The following is a 15,525-nucleotide window of genomic DNA, read 5'->3' as shown; positions in this document are numbered from 1 at the left end:
GGGAACCCTCAGTACACTCCGGTGGGTGGCTCGCGCAGAGCAGTGGGACTCAGGATGGCGGCCAATCGCTTGAGTTGTTCGGGCAAGATGTAGCCCTGGGCAGCTCCAATTTGCTCTTGCACAAAGGCTTGGAGGCGTTTTCCTTCCAGGGTATCGGCTTCTGGGGGATCGTAGCGGCTGTAGCGATCTTTTAGGTTGCCGGGCCGCTCGATCTTGTCGAGGGTGACCTGCAGGGATCCCAGGCCCACGGGCTTGCCGCCCCCCACCTTCAGCAGCATGGAATGCTTGGGATCCTGCCCCAAGACCGTGAGCAAGGTGCCCAGCTCAGCAGGGGTGAGGTTTTTGAAATGGATTTGGGTTTTGAAAACCGTGTTTTGCATCGCTTGCTGGGTGGGTGTTCCCCTTGAACTGCCCTGCAAAGCTTTTTTGTGGGTGTAGTAGAACTTGCGTCCAATGACTTTGCCGTTTTCCTTTTTAAAGTAAGCTTTGCACTGATCCGGGCGAGGACAGTACAGCGGGGGCAGGGATCCGCCACCCGATCCGGTGCCGGTGGCAATGGCATCCCTGAACTCCACCAATCCCTGCCAGTTCAGGGCACCGAAAACGCGGCTGGCCGGACAAAGCTGCTCCTTGTTGCGGCAGGGGTGCCGCTCCGGGGGGATCTGATTTTTGTACTCGCTCGTCATCACCGCAAGGGTGCTGTTGGTGATCGCCTCATACATGGCCCGGATGGCCCCCTTGAGGGAGCTGCCCTGGATTTTAAGCCTTCCGTTGGGAGTGGTGGTCATGGTTTTGAGCACCGGGATCCCTTTCACCCCGACATCGCTGCCCAAGGCCAAGTGGCCGGTGGAGATGTGGACGGCAGTCTGCACCGTTAGGGTGAGAAAGAGGGTGCCGTGCAACCTATCGGGATGGAACTGGGCGTGGCCGGCGGGCCGCTCCAGCGTGGGGCGCTGGGTGGGAAACGGGATCAGCTCGTAGGGTTTGGGAAACACGGTTGGTTTGCCTCCACCTCGACTGCTGTTGCCGGCAGACGATCTTGCAGATGCGGCCTGGTTGGGCAATGGGCGAGGGCCTTGGGGGGTCATGGTCACCTCGGAATCAGGGCAATAAAGTGAACGCGGGCAGTTCGCTCATCTCGGAAGTAGCGCTGGCCCACCTTGAGATCTTGGGGATGGCTGAGGGGCTTGGGAAAGCGGGTTTCTCGATTTTGGGATCTGTACAGGTCGGCTGCGTGATCCTCCCACCGCCACTCTCCCGGCAGAGGGATAAAGGAGTCCGGGGGAGCTTGGATCCCCAGATACAGCAGATCCCAGCCGTGGGGGGTGCTTTTCCAGCGCAGTTCCCCTTGTTGGGAGAAAACTTGCCCCTCTGGACAGACGGGATCCGCCGGGATCCCCACCTGAATGCCGCTGACTCGATGGGGCCAGCGCAGAAAGGAGTAGGTTTTTTCAGAAGTGGAAAAACAAGCCGAGAGCACTTGGGAAAGCGAGGACTCTGCCCCATCTTGAATCTTGAGGGAGGCGACGTAGGCTGGTTTCATACGGCTTTGGCCTCCGCTTGCAGGAGTTTGGCCCAACTGTTGACGGCGGTGGCGAGCAGATGTTCCACCTTGGCCTCAGACGTCTGATCCCAGGTCAGCCGCGCCCCAAATCCCAAAGGCATTGGCTCCGCTCCCACCGGCACCGCTTGGCAATCGGGTTTGGGGAAGCCGTATTTGCCTGCCTCTTCGGGGGTTAAAAATTCGCCCGCCCCCAACAGGGATCCCTGTGGCCAGGTCAGGGGGGATCCCAGCAGCCGTAGCTCCTGGCTCCCCTCCTCCACCAGGCAGCCCGGGTAGTCCACCGTCGCCCACTCGTACTCAACCCGAACGGTGCCCATGCCGCGGGACTTGGCAAAGCCGATGCCAAACCAGCCTTCATCCAGATCCCGCAACGCCAGTCCCAGCAGACCCAGTTGGGCCAGGGTAAAGTTTTTCAGGTGGATCTTGGTTTGAAAGGATCCCTCTACGCACACTTGATACCTGAACGGCCCCACCGCCACTGAGCCGAAGACGCGGTCGATGGCCACCCCATTACGTTCCTCCAGGCGCAGAGGGGTTCCCGGCTTGGGATAGGCATCTTCGATGCGGACCCGGCTGGCGATGGCTGTGTTGCCGAACATCTGATCCGTAAAGGAAGAAAGGGCGTAAACCTGGTGGGGCTCTTCAATTTTTTCCAGCCATTGATTGGCCTTTTGGTCGAGGGGATCGCTGGCCCAGAGTTTGAAGCCTCCCCCCTCAGGACGTCTGTCGCTGCCCACCGTTCGGACGATGCGCTCCGCATGGGCGCGAATTGCCCCTTTGAGGGAGCTGCCGGGAAAATAGACCGTTCGCCCGCCGCCGTGATAGGTTTCGACGAACTCCATATCCGGCTTCGTCGGGTCAGCCCCTTCTTTGCCCGCCTTGATGAGAACAGGGCCATCGGGCTTGAGGGTGAGGCAGAGGGTGCAATGGTTAACGTAGCGTTTGTGCATAGCCTGGGATCCTTCACACCAGAACAGGAGCTTTTGGTTGAGGGGCTTGGGGCGGCAAGCAGTCTGTCCAGTTTGTCAACCGATAGGGGTGGAAAACGCTGACCGTATCGCCAACCGTTGTAGAGTCCATGAAGACCATCGGGATCCCTCCTGACATGAAATAGGGCTAGCGGCGGGGGCCGACCGATTGCCGTTGAGAGGCCGTTGTTAATTTGGCAACCAGGGCTTCCACCCAGTCTTGGCGCAAAGCGGCAGCCTGCTCCGGGCTGAGCGGCTGTCGGGATCCGGCCACCAGCTCTTGAAGGTAGGCCAGCAGCCGTCTTGGATCCCCTTCCGAGTCGAACCAATAGATTGCCGAGATCTGCAGGCGGACAACCCCCAAGCCACGGGAGCGCCCCCCTCCCAGGGGGATCTGTTCCGTTTCCAATTGGTGCAAGCCAATGGCCAAGAGGCCCAGTTCCCATTCCTCGGCATTTTCGACGACGGCATGAAACCGGAAGGGGGTGCTGGCAGGCACCACTTGCAAGTCGTACAGCTTGCCATCTGCCGCCGTTTCCGTATCCCGATCGATGGCCACGCCATCCCGCTCTTGGTACTGGCCAAACCAGGCTTCCGGCACCACGGGCAAATCTCGGATCTGCACCTTGCCGGCCAACCAAGGGGATCCAAACACCTGCGAGACCCAGTCGGTGGCCTCAATGAGCTTTTGAGTCAGAGCCGCATCGTCCCCTTTGTAGTCATTTTTAATTTGGTTGATGATCTGAAATTGCTCGCTGCTGGTCAATTCGCCGGGATCCCTGGCCAGCTCTGGGTTGATGCCCCGCAAGAAACTTTCCAGGCGAGAGCGCATCGCCCCCTTCAAACTGGAGCCGGGAATGAGCGGACGGCCCAGCGCATCCTTGAGAACCGGCAAATCCGAGCCGATGGGTTCGGTGGAGCGGCCCACCCCGATGTGCAGAGCGGTCACGGTGGTGAGGGTGCCGGTGATTTCCAAGCGGTTTTTGAAAACGTCGAACATTGTTCCCTCAAATGGCTGCTCAAGTTAAGGCTTGTACTGCAGAGGTTTGCCATTCCCGAAGCGAGACGGAGCCCTTAATAAAACTCAAGAGGATCCCTAGGATCTGAGCAATTTCTGAGATAAAGTACTCCCCGTCATCGATAAAGAGTTGGTCACCCTCGAATTTTGCAAATCGCCAGTTGGTTCCTGAGGTTACTGCTCCATAGACACTGTCTACTTGAGAATTGGAGTTCTTGTTAAAGACCTGTGCCCCCACCATACCGGCAACGCACTGGCCCAGACCCCCGATCAAGTCTTCTTTTTTGGCCTCAACGATAATCACCACCGGATCTTGAATGTAGAGTTGGAGAGGGGATAGGCAAATGATGTAGTCGCATAGGCCCACCAACCCCCTCTCGGGATCCACGTTGAATTCCTTGCCGGAAAACAGCGAGATTTGATCCCGACATAGGTACTTCACCTCTCCCAGCACAGGGGCGATGATAAACTCGGAGCGGGCTTTTTCGCTGTTGACCGAGGTGGCCAAGCCGAGATAGCGATCTAGGGTTATTTTCAAGTAATCGGAGCACTCAGTCGGTGGAACCTCTGCAAACAGGCCATGGATGATTCTTGACCTGAGCTGAAAGGTCGAAATGGCTCTCTCAAGGGTAAAACTGCTGTAGGTCACGGTCTAGGATCCTCCTCCCTCTCGCTTGTACTTGAGGTAGCGGGCCCCATAGCCCAGGTAGCGCCGAATCAAGTCAATTTTGATCTCGTTGACTTTGGGGGATGCTCTTTCAATTCCGGCTTCCCTGGCGATGGCTATAGCCCTTTGATGAATCCAGTTGTCGATGTCTTTGATGATGGCTTCTGCCAAAGAGTCTTTGCCCCGCCCCCACTTGTCACCGCGCCCCACCTGGTAGCGCAAAAAGTTCTTGATCACCTCTGAGCTTTCGGTGGAAGCTGCCACGTGCAATAGGTTGCGATATTGGGCCTCTTCCAATCTGTTGAGACCTCTGAAGTTATCCAAGGCGGCTTGAATTCTGGCGACCAGATCATCTTCGGCCAGCCGGATTTGCCGTTGGATCTTGAGCTCTTGTTCCGATGTGATCTCGCTGGTGGCGAAGGTCATAGCGGGTTCTCCCAGAAATGATGATGGAACGGACTGCAAACTTCGATTTGGCCGAATCCTTCAGCAGTGCGTTCGCCAATCCCCCAGTATTCCATCTCCGCCAAAATCGGGATCCAACGCTCCAGTTGCGTGGTGCTCAGCAGAAAGACACTGCCCTGCGTGGTTACCAATTCTACATCTTTGAACAGACCCCAGGCAGCGTTCCAGCCGGAGACATAGGCGTAGCTGCTGAAGGCCAGCTCCAAAGCCAGGGATCCATCTTCGCAGTTGGCCTCTTCCTGGAGCATCTGGGGGGTGAGCACGGTGGTGCGTTGCCAGCGCTCTTTGAGAATGGCCCCCGACTGCAGCCCAATGGAGAAATACTGCCGCTCCGGCGGAAGGGGCTGCCAGGGATCCCCGAACACCTGCCATTGTTGCCAGCGCTGCCGCAGCTTTTGGTTGAAGGCTTCCACCCGCTGGGCCAGGGAAGGCCGGGGAGCAGCCAGACGCCGAGCCGTGACGTTGACCCGGCCCAATCCCCGCGACACCCCTCCTCCCAAGCGCAGCAGGTGGGCGTGGGCGTTGAGGTAGCGGGTGAGGGTCTCGGCCAGCTCGGGATCCCGCAGGTAGATGTAGCCGCTGAAAAGGGAGCGCTCCAGATGCCCATTGGGGCGGGCTTTGCCCTCGTTCATCACCTCTAGGCTGTAGAGGATTTGGTCGGCAGCAGTGGCGCGGCGACGGTTGATCCCCACCCGCGTGAGCAGGCGTTTGGACACAGCAGCTCGTTCGTAGCGGGGCCCCAGGTCAGACTCCTGCTGGCTGTAGAACCCCCCGAAGGGCTCCACTCTTCCCCCGGAACCGTCCGGCTCTGTGGGATCGAACGGGATCCCCAGCCGCTGTGAGCAGAAGCGATCCAGGAGCGTGTCGAACACCCCCGTTTTGCCCGCCTCTGAGCGGAAGCCGGGATTGTTTTTCGAGCTGAAGGCCGTGGCCGGCAAGACCTTGCTGCCGGATCCCGGATAGGCGTGGGTAAACACAGCAGGCCGAGCTGCCGTAAACAGGGCGGCCAAATCTCCTTCCAGCGCCTCGGCAGGGCGATGTTGGGTTTGGCTGAGCATGAGGTCGGCCAGAGCACCGCGAATCACGCTGCCGGGAATGTAATCCTGGGCCTCGCTGATGGAGCCGCCCGGCTTTTGCCGACCGATGGCCAAGGGAGACTGAGCCGTTAGGGTGAGTTGAATGGCTTCCATCAGCTCCCTCCCTGGGCCAAGAAAGCCCAATCGGCTGCGGTGGGCTGGAGAGCCTGCAGGGATCCAGGATCCCAGTGCAGCCAGCCCAAACCTGCGGATTTGCTGCCCCCCAGCGCGATCAGGTGGTGCAGGGCCGCCAACAGGAGAGTTTTGCCCCAGGAAGGGCAATCGGGCAAAAGCTGCAGGGATCCGGAAAAAGTCAGCTCAGCCGCGGGAGAGGTCTCAATGAGGTAGAGCCGCTGATCCTCGGCGGTGCGGCGGCGGCGGTTGAGGGTGACCCCAGGGCGAAGGGTTGGTTCCAGAGCTGCTGGCGGCACCTCGCAGACGAGATCCTCCACCCACAGGCGGGCAGGCAGGGCCGGATTGCCGAATATCTGGCAGACCAGACAATGGGATCCGGCGTAGCCCTCCACCTGGTATTCGGGGCGGTGGAAATTTCCTGCGCTGCCCTCCCGCTGCGGACACATGCGCTCTGGGTCGGGAGAGCGGCAAATGGCCCAGCCCAGGCCACGGGCCAGTTTCTCGCACTCGTGGCGCAGCCGCCCCTTCAGTTGGGAGCCGGGAATGATCAGCCTGCCAAAGGCATCTTTGAGCAGGGGCTTATCCGCCAGGGAGCCGCTGGAGCCGCCGGCTCCCACCGCCAGGGCAGAGGCGAGGGTGGCCCTCAAAGGGATAGAGGTGATCGTTCGCCCCGCTTGGGGCAGCTCTGCCAGTCTCACCATCACTCCACCTCCGCCAGAACGGGCCGACCCTCGGCCTGGGGCTGTTTTTGCACAAAGGCGTACAAATCCACCAGATCCCGCCAGATGGTTTCATAGGTTGGCGTTGACGAGGATACCTGTGGCTCAACATACATCCAGGGGGGAAGGTGGCCGTCGTTGGTTTTGGCCTTGCACCAGGTGCGCTCAAAAGCCTCCATCAGCGGCTGCCCCTTTTTGCCCAGGCGGCTGCGGAAATAGAGATAGTTGAGGGTGGCGGTGCGTTTGCCTTTTTCCAAGAAGCTGCGAATCTGATAAAGCTGGGAGCGAGGAAAATTGGCCTCCTGCAGGGCTTGTACCGTTCTCAGCAACCCGTGGATTTCCGGGACGGTATAGGGGCCGGCGTAGAGCTTGAGGGTGTGGCTGTTCTGGCGGATCTCCAGAGCTTCCCGACGAAAATCCTGGATGCTGGAGGCAACCAGGGCGACCGACTTCAACGAGAGAAAGTCGATGGTGGCCACAGAGCAGTCCTTGTCTTTGGGCTTCAGCTTTTTCGCGTAGCTCTTGGCGGATTTCAACAGTTGTTCGGTGAGCTTTTCGGCGTAGTAAATGGGGGTGTCTTCCGAGGCAATCAGCACCCCCACCGAGGCGGAGAGCCGACAGAGCTTCCGATCTGCCGCCGGGTAGCGGTGAGGCACCTTGCCGGAAGATTGAGCTGCATAGGTTGCCGAGGTGTCCAGCAGGAGCTGCTCAAACTGCTCACAGAAGGTGGCGGCAATTTCCAGGGCTTTGTGGGCAGGCACCACCACCAACACATCGTCTCCGCCGATGGTCAGGATCTCGAAGGGGTGGATCCACTCGCCGTTGCGGTCTCTGCCGGTTTCCGGATCTGGGGATAGGCCGTGCAGCCGATGGGCCTGCAGGTGCTGGGCGAGGGCGTGGTAAACGGCTTTTTCCGTTGCCTCGGAAACATCCCGGCTAAATTGTCGGTAGGCTTCTGGGGTTTGGATCTGCTGCACATAGCCCCCCATGTCGTTGCCATCGGCGTAAAGGTAAGCCACAAAGCCCTGGCTGCCCAGGCTGGCGTTGGCCACTTCCCGTAGAGATTGGGCCTCGCCGATCCCCTGGACAGATCCCTGATGGGGCTGCAAATAGCGCTCCCGGTAGGGCTCGCCGGCGGGAGAGTTGAGAAAGCGGGCAAATCGCGTTACCCAGCTTTCCACAAAGCCGGGATCCCAGGTGGGGAACTTGCGGAACCACCCTTGCTTGCCTGTTTCAATGCGCTTGGCCTGGCGACCCACCAGGGCTTTGCGAGCGGTGGCTTCCGAGAGCCAGGGCTGATCGACCAGGTCGGCTTTGGCGATGGCAGGGCGACGGTCGGTGCTGTCGCGGCGCAGGTAGGGATGGGTTTCAAAAAAGGCGGGATGGGCGCGGCTGGGGCGACCGGGATCCGGATTGCCGTTGCGGCGGTGGTTGAAGCGGGCGGCCAGGTAACCCACCAACTCGTTGAAACTTTTGCGGTCTTGAAATCTGGCTTCGCTGCCATCCCCAAAATAGGCTCTCACCAGGGGATGGGTTTTGTGTTGCGCCAGCCAATCCAGCCAGGGGGTGCGTTCGATGGGATCTCGCAGCAGGCCGTAGCGCAGTTCCAGCAGCCGAAAGGCGGATCCCACGGCGCAGGCGTTAGCGGTGAGGGTTTCTTCGGTGTAGCGCCGCTCGATGGCCTCACAGAGATCGTCCACATGGGCCGCCGGGCAAAAGGCCAGGAGATTGCCCCCGGTGGAGTAGATGATGAGCTCCGGGATCAGGGCTTGCGCCAAAGCCGGGTAGTGCTGCTGCAGCCAAGGCTGGATCTGCTCGGCCACATAGGCCCTCAGCTCTGCTTGAGACTCTTTCCCCAAACCTTCCCATCCCAGGTAGGTTTGCTCGGGATCCCCGAAAAAGGCGGGCAGATCCACCAGGTTAATGCGATCCAACAAAGCGGAGGCCCCGCGGATTTCCGACAGCTTGGCCGACTCGAAGACATAGCTCTTGATCTTGGTGGCCCCCCCGTAAACCAAGCCGATGCGGGTTGTCTGCTGCCACAGCTCCGGGTAGCGGGATTGCAGCTCCGCCGGGGTTCTGGGAAAGGTCTTCGCCGCCATGCTCTCCTGAAATTGGCGCACCTGAGCCAAAATGGGCCGTAGCTCTTCTGGGATCCCGGCCTCGTTGTCGGCGCGAACGGCGGCCCGCATCTGCTGCAAGGTCTCCAGGGCAAACTGGGGATCCCGCTGTTCTCCCCACGCCAGGCACCAGGCCAAGGCAACAGGAACGGGAGAGGGAGCAGAAGTAGGGGTCATGAGCAGCACCTGCGAAATGCGAAAAAGGAAGACAAGTCTTGGACAGGGCTTCCATCGGCTGCGACGGACAGATCCCTAAAGGCTGGGGGCAATTGGCCTCGATTTTTAATCCTTCGCGGAAGACCAAAGCCCTTCAAAAAAGGGTTTGCCGGTTGGGTGGGTAACCAATCGAATCAAGCCGAGAGATGCCATTGAGGTTACCGATTGTTTCAGCCATATCCGATAAACGCTCTCGCCTCATGGTTTTCAGTCCTCTAGCTTGCTAGCAGTATAGATCGAGTGCGATGGGTTGCGGACGATTTCAAGGCTTTCTTCAGATTGTGAGATTTTTTCTGCCTGTACAACGGGCAATTCGAGAGTAAACCCAATAAGAAGGGATCCCTTCTAAAATTTTCTCAATGGAAAGTTGGATTTTGTGTTGATTGTTGCTGTGGACTGGGAATGGGCTGTGCCTATGCTGAGTTTCTCAGAGCCATCTGCTGATAGAGAAGCGAACGGCAAGTGGCCGACGGGATCCGAGTTGGTGGGGATCACCTTGGAAGTTCAGGCTCCTCGGTCTTACCTGCTGGATCCCCACTATGCCAAAGGGCTGCACGCCTGGTTCTTGAGCCAGGTGCAAGAGACAGACCCGCAGCTATCGGCCTATTTGCACGATGGAGAATCGGAGAAACCTTTTACCCTCTCCCGGCTGATGGGGCCGTTCCGCGAGCAGGGGGGGCGACCGCTGATCCCGCCTCATCTCCCCTTCCGCTGGTGGATCACCGGCCTCAACCCGCCGGTGGTGGAGTGGCTGCGAGGGTGGTGCCAACGGCTGCCCACCTGGCTGGAATTGCGGGGATCCCCGCTGCAGATCCTGGGATGGCAGATCTCGATCCCCCCGCGCACCTATCGTCAACTGTTGGAGCAGCCTCTTTCCCCCCGCTCCTGGAGCCTTTCCTTCGTCTCGCCCACCAGCTTTCGCCACCGGGGCCACCATCTGCCGCTGCCGATCCCTCGCAACCTGTTCCACAGCTATCTGCGCCGTTGGAACGATTTTTCCGGTCTGCCCATCGAGGCGGAGCCTTTTCTGGATTGGGTGGATGGGGAAGTGATCATCCAGCGGCACCGTCTGGAATCGGTGAAAACCACCGCAGGTCGCCAGGGATCCGTGACGGGATTCATCGGCTGTGTGCAGTTGGCTGTCTCCTCCCGTGCGCCTGAGCTGTTGCAGCAGCAGCTCCAAGCCCTGATCCACCTTGCCCCCTACTGCGGCACCGGCCACAAAACCCCCTTTGGGCTAGGGCAAACCCGCCTGGGTTGGTTGGCCGAAGAGCTACCCGCCTCCCCTGTCCCTTCCCGGGAAGAGCAGGTGGCCCAGCGGATCGAGGAGCTGAGCGCCCTCTTTCTCAGCCAGCGGCAACGACAAGGGGGATCCCGCGCCGAAAAAACTGCCCAACTGTGGGCGACGATCCTGGCCCGCCGCGAAGGTGGAGAGAGCTTACAACAGATCGCCGCTGATTTGGAGATGCCCTACGAGACGGTGAAGACCTATGCCAAGCTGGCCCGCCGCTCTCTCCAGTCTGGATCCCAGGACTACTCGTCGAGCAGTCTTCCCTAGATGACTTGAGGTACTTTGTTGAGCCTGATACATTCACGCTGAACTCTCCTGAACATGGTTCAGGAAAGAAGCGATCGCATCCTGCCTATCTCTGTTCGCGTCAGCGGGACGGAGTCCAAACAGGAAGGCGGTATCCCGCAAAGCCCTGAGGAATACCCCCCGAGCGCTTTCCCCCTTCACTTCCCGGCAACCGTTGCGGTGGACTCAAGGATCAGGGGGAAACTTGGTCTACTATATCCCTCTCAATGACTTTTGCCAAACCGCCTAAAGCTCAGTAAATTCAGCAAAGTTCAGGGTTTTGGGGGTTAGAGGCATGCTCTTGCAGGGAGAAGGTAGAGATCAACCTCACTTCTCTTTGCTCATTACTCGCTTCTCTCTAGTTTCCGTCCCCTTGCGGGGAAAAGGTAGGGATCAACGGATCAATGGTCGACGCCATATTGGCATCGGTCAGTAGTCCGGCTGTCGTTTCCGTCCCCTTGCGGGGAAAAGGTAGGGATCAACGACGGGTGGTACCTAGAGGAAGTCGGAGTCCTGGACAAGTTTCCGTCCCCTTGCGGGGAAAAGGTAGGGATCAACTGGGTCTCGCTCCAGACTGAGCTCAATATTTACAAAGGGTTTCCGTCCCCTTGCGGGGAAAAGGTAGGGATCAACTAACGGTCCTATCCCTCCGGTGCAGTATCCATACTGCACAATGTTTCCGTCCCCTTGCGGGGAAAAGGTAGGGATCAACGGTTTCTGGATGATTGAGGACCGCTACGACTGGCATGTGCCGTTTCCGTCCCCTTGCGGGGAAAAGGTAGGGATCAACGGACAATTGAATATGCAAGCTAACCTGTCCGCCATGGACGTTTCCGTCCCCTTGCGGGGAAAAGGTAGGGATCAACCAGACACTGTATTGGCTGATAGAGGAGAGGAATTAGTGTTTCCGTCCCCTTGCGGGGAAAAGGTAGGGATCAACGGAGGCTCTAGGACTTCCGAGACTTGTCTCGCTCGAGATGTTTCCGTCCCCTTGCGGGGAAAAGGTAGGGATCAACGCGTAAGGACAAAACTTCCCAAACCCTCCGTCCTCTGGGTTTCCGTCCCCTTGCGGGGAAAAGGTAGGGATCAACTTCTAGGATGAACAATCCTAGTTTTGGGCCAATCTTTGATTGGTTTCCGTCCCCTTGCGGGGAAAAGGTAGGGATCAACGATGCCAAGTCCCCACCTCCAAAGGGGCGAAGTAGCCATGTTTCCGTCCCCTTGCGGGGAAAAGGTAGGGATCAACGTTGAGCTCCTCCCCGTATTGGGATAAGGTTGTTCAAAGTTTCCGTCCCCTTGCGGGGAAAAGGTAGGGATCAACGATGCCAAGTCCCCACCTCCAAAGGGGCGAAGTAGCCATGTTTCCGTCCCCTTGCGGGGAAAAGGTAGGGATCAACTGAGGAGGGCTGGTGCCCACCTGAGTGGCACGATCAAGCGTTTCCGTCCCCTTGCGGGGAAAAGGTAGGGATCAACGGACCCATTTTGGCTGTTCTCCGCGTTGGGGAGGATACGTTTCCGTCCCCTTGCGGGGAAAAGGTAGGGATCAACATTCCCCAAGAGCGCAGAGTCAATGGTGGAAAACTTCGTTTCCGTCCCCTTGCGGGGAAAAGGTAGGGATCAACGCGAGCGCTGCGAGTACATCCGGGATATTGCCCGGATAAGTTTCCGTCCCCTTGCGGGGAAAAGGTAGGGATCAACTTAATTACAGCCAAACAACAGAATAAGTCAATTTGGTAGTTTCCGTCCCCTTGCGGGGAAAAGGTAGGGATCAACAAAAACATGAAGCGGAGTTAACAATCAACGGCCAGTGGTTTCCGTCCCCTTGCGGGGAAAAGGTAGGGATCAACCCTAAATCAATTGGCACGGTTGCAAAGCCCCGGCACGTTTCCGTCCCCTTGCGGGGAAAAGGTAGGGATCAACAAGCTGTCTCTTGCTCAGGTTCAGCAGTTAGAGCAGCTTGTTTCCGTCCCCTTGCGGGGAAAAGGTAGGGATCAACCCCTTTCTGGGCGGTGGCTTGCCACCCCCACCACGTTTCCGTCCCCTTGCGGGGAAAAGGTAGGGATCAACCAGGGAGGTTTGAAGACGTCTTAAAAGAGCTGGGCTTCACGTTTCCGTCCCCTTGCGGGGAAAAGGTAGGGATCAACAAAGGCTGCCACTAAGGCAGCCTTTTTATTTTTAGAGTTTCCGTCCCCTTGCGGGGAAAAGGTAGGGATCAACCAAAGCACCGTTACGAGAACGAACGCGACTCTCGGATAAGTTTCCGTCCCCTTGCGGGGAAAAGGTAGGGATCAACTCTGTTTCTTTCATCTGCTTTAGCTTCTGCTACTTCGTTTCCGTCCCCTTGCGGGGAAAAGGTAGGGATCAACGCCTGAATGACCCGTTCTCGGGCAAATTAGACCTGAAGTTTCCGTCCCCTTGCGGGGAAAAGGTAGGGATCAACTTCTAGACTCATCTCAAGTGCACTTTTGAACTGAAACTGTTTCCGTCCCCTTGCGGGGAAAAGGTAGGGATCAACGTGTTCTTCATCCCAATAAAAGGGAGGTAGTTATGAAGTTTCCGTCCCCTTGCGGGGAAAAGGTAGGGATCAACCGGCGTGTACTCTACAAAATTGGCCTTCGAGTATCGGCTGTAGGTTTCCGTCCCCTTGCGGGGAAAAGGTAGGGATCAACACGACTGGGGGTTCCGCTCCTTTTACAGGGAGTGGAGTGTTTCCGTCCCCTTGCGGGGAAAAGGTAGGGATCAACCTGCTCCGTAAAGGGAGGTTCGTTATGTTCACAAAAGAGGGTTTCCGTCCCCTTGCGGGGAAAAGGTAGGGATCAACACATAAGCAGTCTCTGGCTTTAGAATATTTGCAATCATAGTGTTTCCGTCCCCTTGCGGGGAAAAGGTAGGGATCAACGTGGAGTGGACCAGGCTCCACTGGTTTGGGCTTCCCGCAGGTTTCCGTCCCCTTGCGGGGAAAAGGTAGGGATCAACAGGTTAACCACACCCTACTGGCACCGGTCAATTGTTAAGCTGTGTTTCCGTCCCCTTGCGGGGAAAAGGTAGGGATCAACGCACGGGTCGTCCCAGCATTGTTACCCAGTACCGCTACAAGTTTCCGTCCCCTTGCGGGGAAAAGGTAGGGATCAACTTAAGTTCTTGCCATTAGATTGGAAGTGTTTTAGAGTTTCCGTCCCCTTGCGGGGAAAAGGTAGGGATCAACTCTATTGTTAATGGTTGTAGTGTGAGTCTTGTTGTCACGTTTCCGTCCCCTTGCGGGGAAAAGGTAGGGATCAACCCTCCATCAATTCTGCGTAAGTGGTAAGCCAGCGACTAGTTTCCGTCCCCTTGCGGGGAAAAGGTAGGGATCAACTACCCTTCTCTTACAGCTTGTGCTGCTAGATGGTTGATATAAGGTTTCCGTCCCCTTGCGGGGAAAAGGTAGGGATCAACCCTACCCTCGGAAAAGCCTGAATTCATGAGGTTTTCAAGGTGCGTTCGCGAGGGAGTACGGAGATTCCTCGACACAGATATTAACATTGTCCTCGCGGCCAAGCGCAAGCGGGGAAATTGAGCTTGCTACGGCCATTATGTCACGTTTTTGGGCCAATCGGGGCAAAAGATCTAAAGTTTCCCTTAAAATCTTGTGCCGGCAGAGTCAGGCTGGTGATGGCTCGCCCCGACAGATCGCGCACAAAACTTTACAATTTCGGCCCGGTGAAGAGCCTCAGAAGATCAGGTAGTCCGGCGGCTCATAGGGGGGAGGCCCCCCGAAGACTTTGGCCTGCTTCTTGGCCGCGGCATCCAAAGGGTAGGCCCGCAGACTGTCTTCCTTGAGATTCAGCAGGGGCAACCACGACTGTTCCAGCTTGTTTTCCAACTCTGCAGTGTCCAGTGGGCATTCGAACACGGAGTATTGCACCCGCTGGCAACACTGTTCCAACTGCTTGGCCAACTGTTGTCGCCGCTTATCGTCCACCACGTCGTAGCAAACCAACCACAGCATCAGCGCAGCTCTATGGGCTCATAGTCTAGGTCACCGCTCACCAGGCAACGGCTCAGCCGGCGGGCTTGCTCCAGCACAATTTGACTGAGGGGCAGGCGGCGAGATTGGGGAGGATAGAGCAATGGCTCGCGGAAGCGGCGTTCCAGCTCTCCCAAAAACAGTTTTTTGGCCAGGGATCCCAGCCATATGCCTGTCCCATCCGGCGACGGCTCAAAGTCTTCCGGCGTGAGCAGGCCAGCCTTGACAAGCTGGAGCACAGCCCAATCCACCACCAAGGGTCGAAACTCCTCCATCATGTCCAGCACCAGGTTGGGGCGGTAGGGCAAGTTGGCGTGGAAAAAGCCGAGATAGGGATCCAACCCGGCCATCACCACTGCCGAGAACACGCGGGCCAGCAGCACCCCGTAGCCCCAACTGAGCAGAGCGTTGATCGGGTCGAGCGGCGGCTGTCGGTTGCGGCCAGTGAAGTTCCACTCAGGCGGAAAGCAATGTTGCAGGGATTGGTAGTAGGTGCGGGCGCAAATGCCCTCCAGGCCCATCAGCGCTTCTCGATCCGGAGGAGTGGTGGAGCGATCCAACTGTTGCAGGTAGGCGGCGATAACATCAATACCCTCCTGTAAGGGGGCAATTTGGCCGCGGGTAGCCCGGTTGTGCAGTTGTAGAATTGCCCGTTGGTTGCGAATCTTGCCGCGCACAATCACCTTGGCCCACCTCAGCCCCCAGGGGGAGTAGGCCCGCTGATACTGGGCCAGACGGATCTCAGAGTTGGTGGAGAAGGATCCCTGCAGGCGACCGCGAAAACCGCCATCCGCACGCAAAAAAATGGTTTCGATGCCTCGATCCAGCAGTTGGGCCAAAGCTGCGCTGGTCAATTGGATCCCGGGCAACACCACCACCAGCTCCACCTCCGCAAGGCGGCAAAGCTGCTCTTGACCACGGCGGCGAATGAGCAGGGTTTGGTTTTGGCAGTGAACCACAGTCCCCGGCTCGGTTAGGTAGAGGGTGGTCATGGG

General features: G+C 58.1%; 12 protein-coding genes and 1 CRISPR repeat array. Of the genes, 1 reads left to right on the top strand and 11 read right to left on the bottom strand.

Going from position 1 to position 15,525, the window contains the following annotated elements; genetic code table 11:
* Positions 1 to 8: 8 nt before the first annotated feature.
* The 9 genes from ACVW0B_RS01925 to cas10 all read right to left on the bottom strand — a co-directional run bounded on the left by ACVW0B_RS01925 (position 9) and on the right by cas10 (position 8,804).
* Positions 9 to 1,088, bottom strand: coding sequence for an RAMP superfamily CRISPR-associated protein (locus tag ACVW0B_RS01925; protein ID WP_457466715.1), 1,080 nt, complete (start codon positions 1,086 to 1,088; stop codon positions 9 to 11).
* Between the two features lie 2 nt (positions 1,089 to 1,090).
* On the bottom strand, positions 1,091 to 1,543 hold the full coding sequence (locus tag ACVW0B_RS01920) for a hypothetical protein (RefSeq protein WP_457466714.1): 453 nt from the start codon (positions 1,541 to 1,543) through the stop codon (positions 1,091 to 1,093).
* Positions 1,540 to 2,514 (bottom strand): RAMP superfamily CRISPR-associated protein, encoded by a 975-nt coding sequence (locus tag ACVW0B_RS01915; protein ID WP_457466713.1) that lies wholly within the window; start codon positions 2,512 to 2,514, stop codon positions 1,540 to 1,542. Before ACVW0B_RS01915 ends, ACVW0B_RS01920 begins: the two co-directional genes overlap by 4 nt.
* A 166-nt stretch (positions 2,515 to 2,680) precedes the next feature.
* On the bottom strand, positions 2,681 to 3,532 hold the full coding sequence (gene csx7, locus ACVW0B_RS01910; RefSeq protein WP_011432239.1) for a type III CRISPR-associated RAMP protein Csx7: 852 nt from the start codon (positions 3,530 to 3,532) through the stop codon (positions 2,681 to 2,683).
* Positions 3,533 to 3,551: 19 nt separating this feature from the next.
* Entirely contained in the window at positions 3,552 to 4,199 is a 648-nt protein-coding gene (locus tag ACVW0B_RS01905) for a hypothetical protein (RefSeq protein WP_457466712.1), read from the bottom strand.
* A 3-nt stretch (positions 4,200 to 4,202) separates the two neighbouring features.
* Positions 4,203 to 4,643 carry a hypothetical protein gene (locus ACVW0B_RS01900; RefSeq protein ID WP_011432241.1) on the bottom strand — a complete coding sequence of 147 codons (441 nt, stop codon included), beginning with the start codon at positions 4,641 to 4,643 and terminating at the stop codon, positions 4,203 to 4,205.
* On the bottom strand, positions 4,640 to 5,872 hold the full coding sequence (csx10, locus tag ACVW0B_RS01895) for a type III-D CRISPR-associated RAMP protein Csx10 (protein WP_414344022.1): 1,233 nt from the start codon (positions 5,870 to 5,872) through the stop codon (positions 4,640 to 4,642). The genes ACVW0B_RS01900 and csx10 overlap by 4 nt, the downstream gene beginning before the upstream one ends.
* Positions 5,872 to 6,594: an RAMP superfamily CRISPR-associated protein gene (locus ACVW0B_RS01890; RefSeq protein WP_011432243.1), complete on the bottom strand. Its 723-nt coding sequence runs from the start codon at positions 6,592 to 6,594 to the stop codon at positions 5,872 to 5,874. The genes csx10 and ACVW0B_RS01890 overlap by 1 nt, the downstream gene beginning before the upstream one ends.
* Positions 6,594 to 8,804, bottom strand: coding sequence for a type III-B CRISPR-associated protein Cas10/Cmr2 (cas10, locus tag ACVW0B_RS01885; RefSeq protein ID WP_457490855.1), 2,211 nt, complete (start codon positions 8,802 to 8,804; stop codon positions 6,594 to 6,596). The genes ACVW0B_RS01890 and cas10 overlap by 1 nt, the downstream gene beginning before the upstream one ends.
* A gap of 559 nt (positions 8,805 to 9,363) precedes the next feature.
* Here cas10 and cas6 point away from each other — a divergent pair.
* Positions 9,364 to 10,506 (top strand): CRISPR-associated endoribonuclease Cas6, encoded by a 1,143-nt coding sequence (cas6, locus tag ACVW0B_RS01880; RefSeq protein ID WP_041437102.1) that lies wholly within the window; start codon positions 9,364 to 9,366, stop codon positions 10,504 to 10,506.
* Positions 10,507 to 10,885: 379 nt separating this feature from the next.
* Positions 10,886 to 13,959: direct repeats of the CRISPR family, unit length 37 nt; unit sequence GTTTCCGTCCCCTTGCGGGGAAAAGGTAGGGATCAAC.
* A gap of 274 nt (positions 13,960 to 14,233) precedes the next feature.
* Here cas6 and cas2 read toward each other — a convergent pair.
* Positions 14,234 to 14,512, bottom strand: coding sequence for a CRISPR-associated endonuclease Cas2 (gene cas2 / locus ACVW0B_RS01875; protein WP_414331218.1), 279 nt, complete (start codon positions 14,510 to 14,512; stop codon positions 14,234 to 14,236).
* Positions 14,512 to 15,522, bottom strand: coding sequence for a CRISPR-associated endonuclease Cas1 (cas1, locus tag ACVW0B_RS01870; protein ID WP_457466928.1), 1,011 nt, complete (start codon positions 15,520 to 15,522; stop codon positions 14,512 to 14,514). The genes cas2 and cas1 overlap by 1 nt, the downstream gene beginning before the upstream one ends.
* Positions 15,523 to 15,525 lie beyond the last annotated feature (3 nt).

This window comes from Thermostichus sp. MS-CIW-23, from assembly GCF_054059455.1.
The sequence above is the reverse complement of the archived record's forward strand: the minus strand, read 5'-3'. Positions and strand labels throughout refer to the sequence as shown.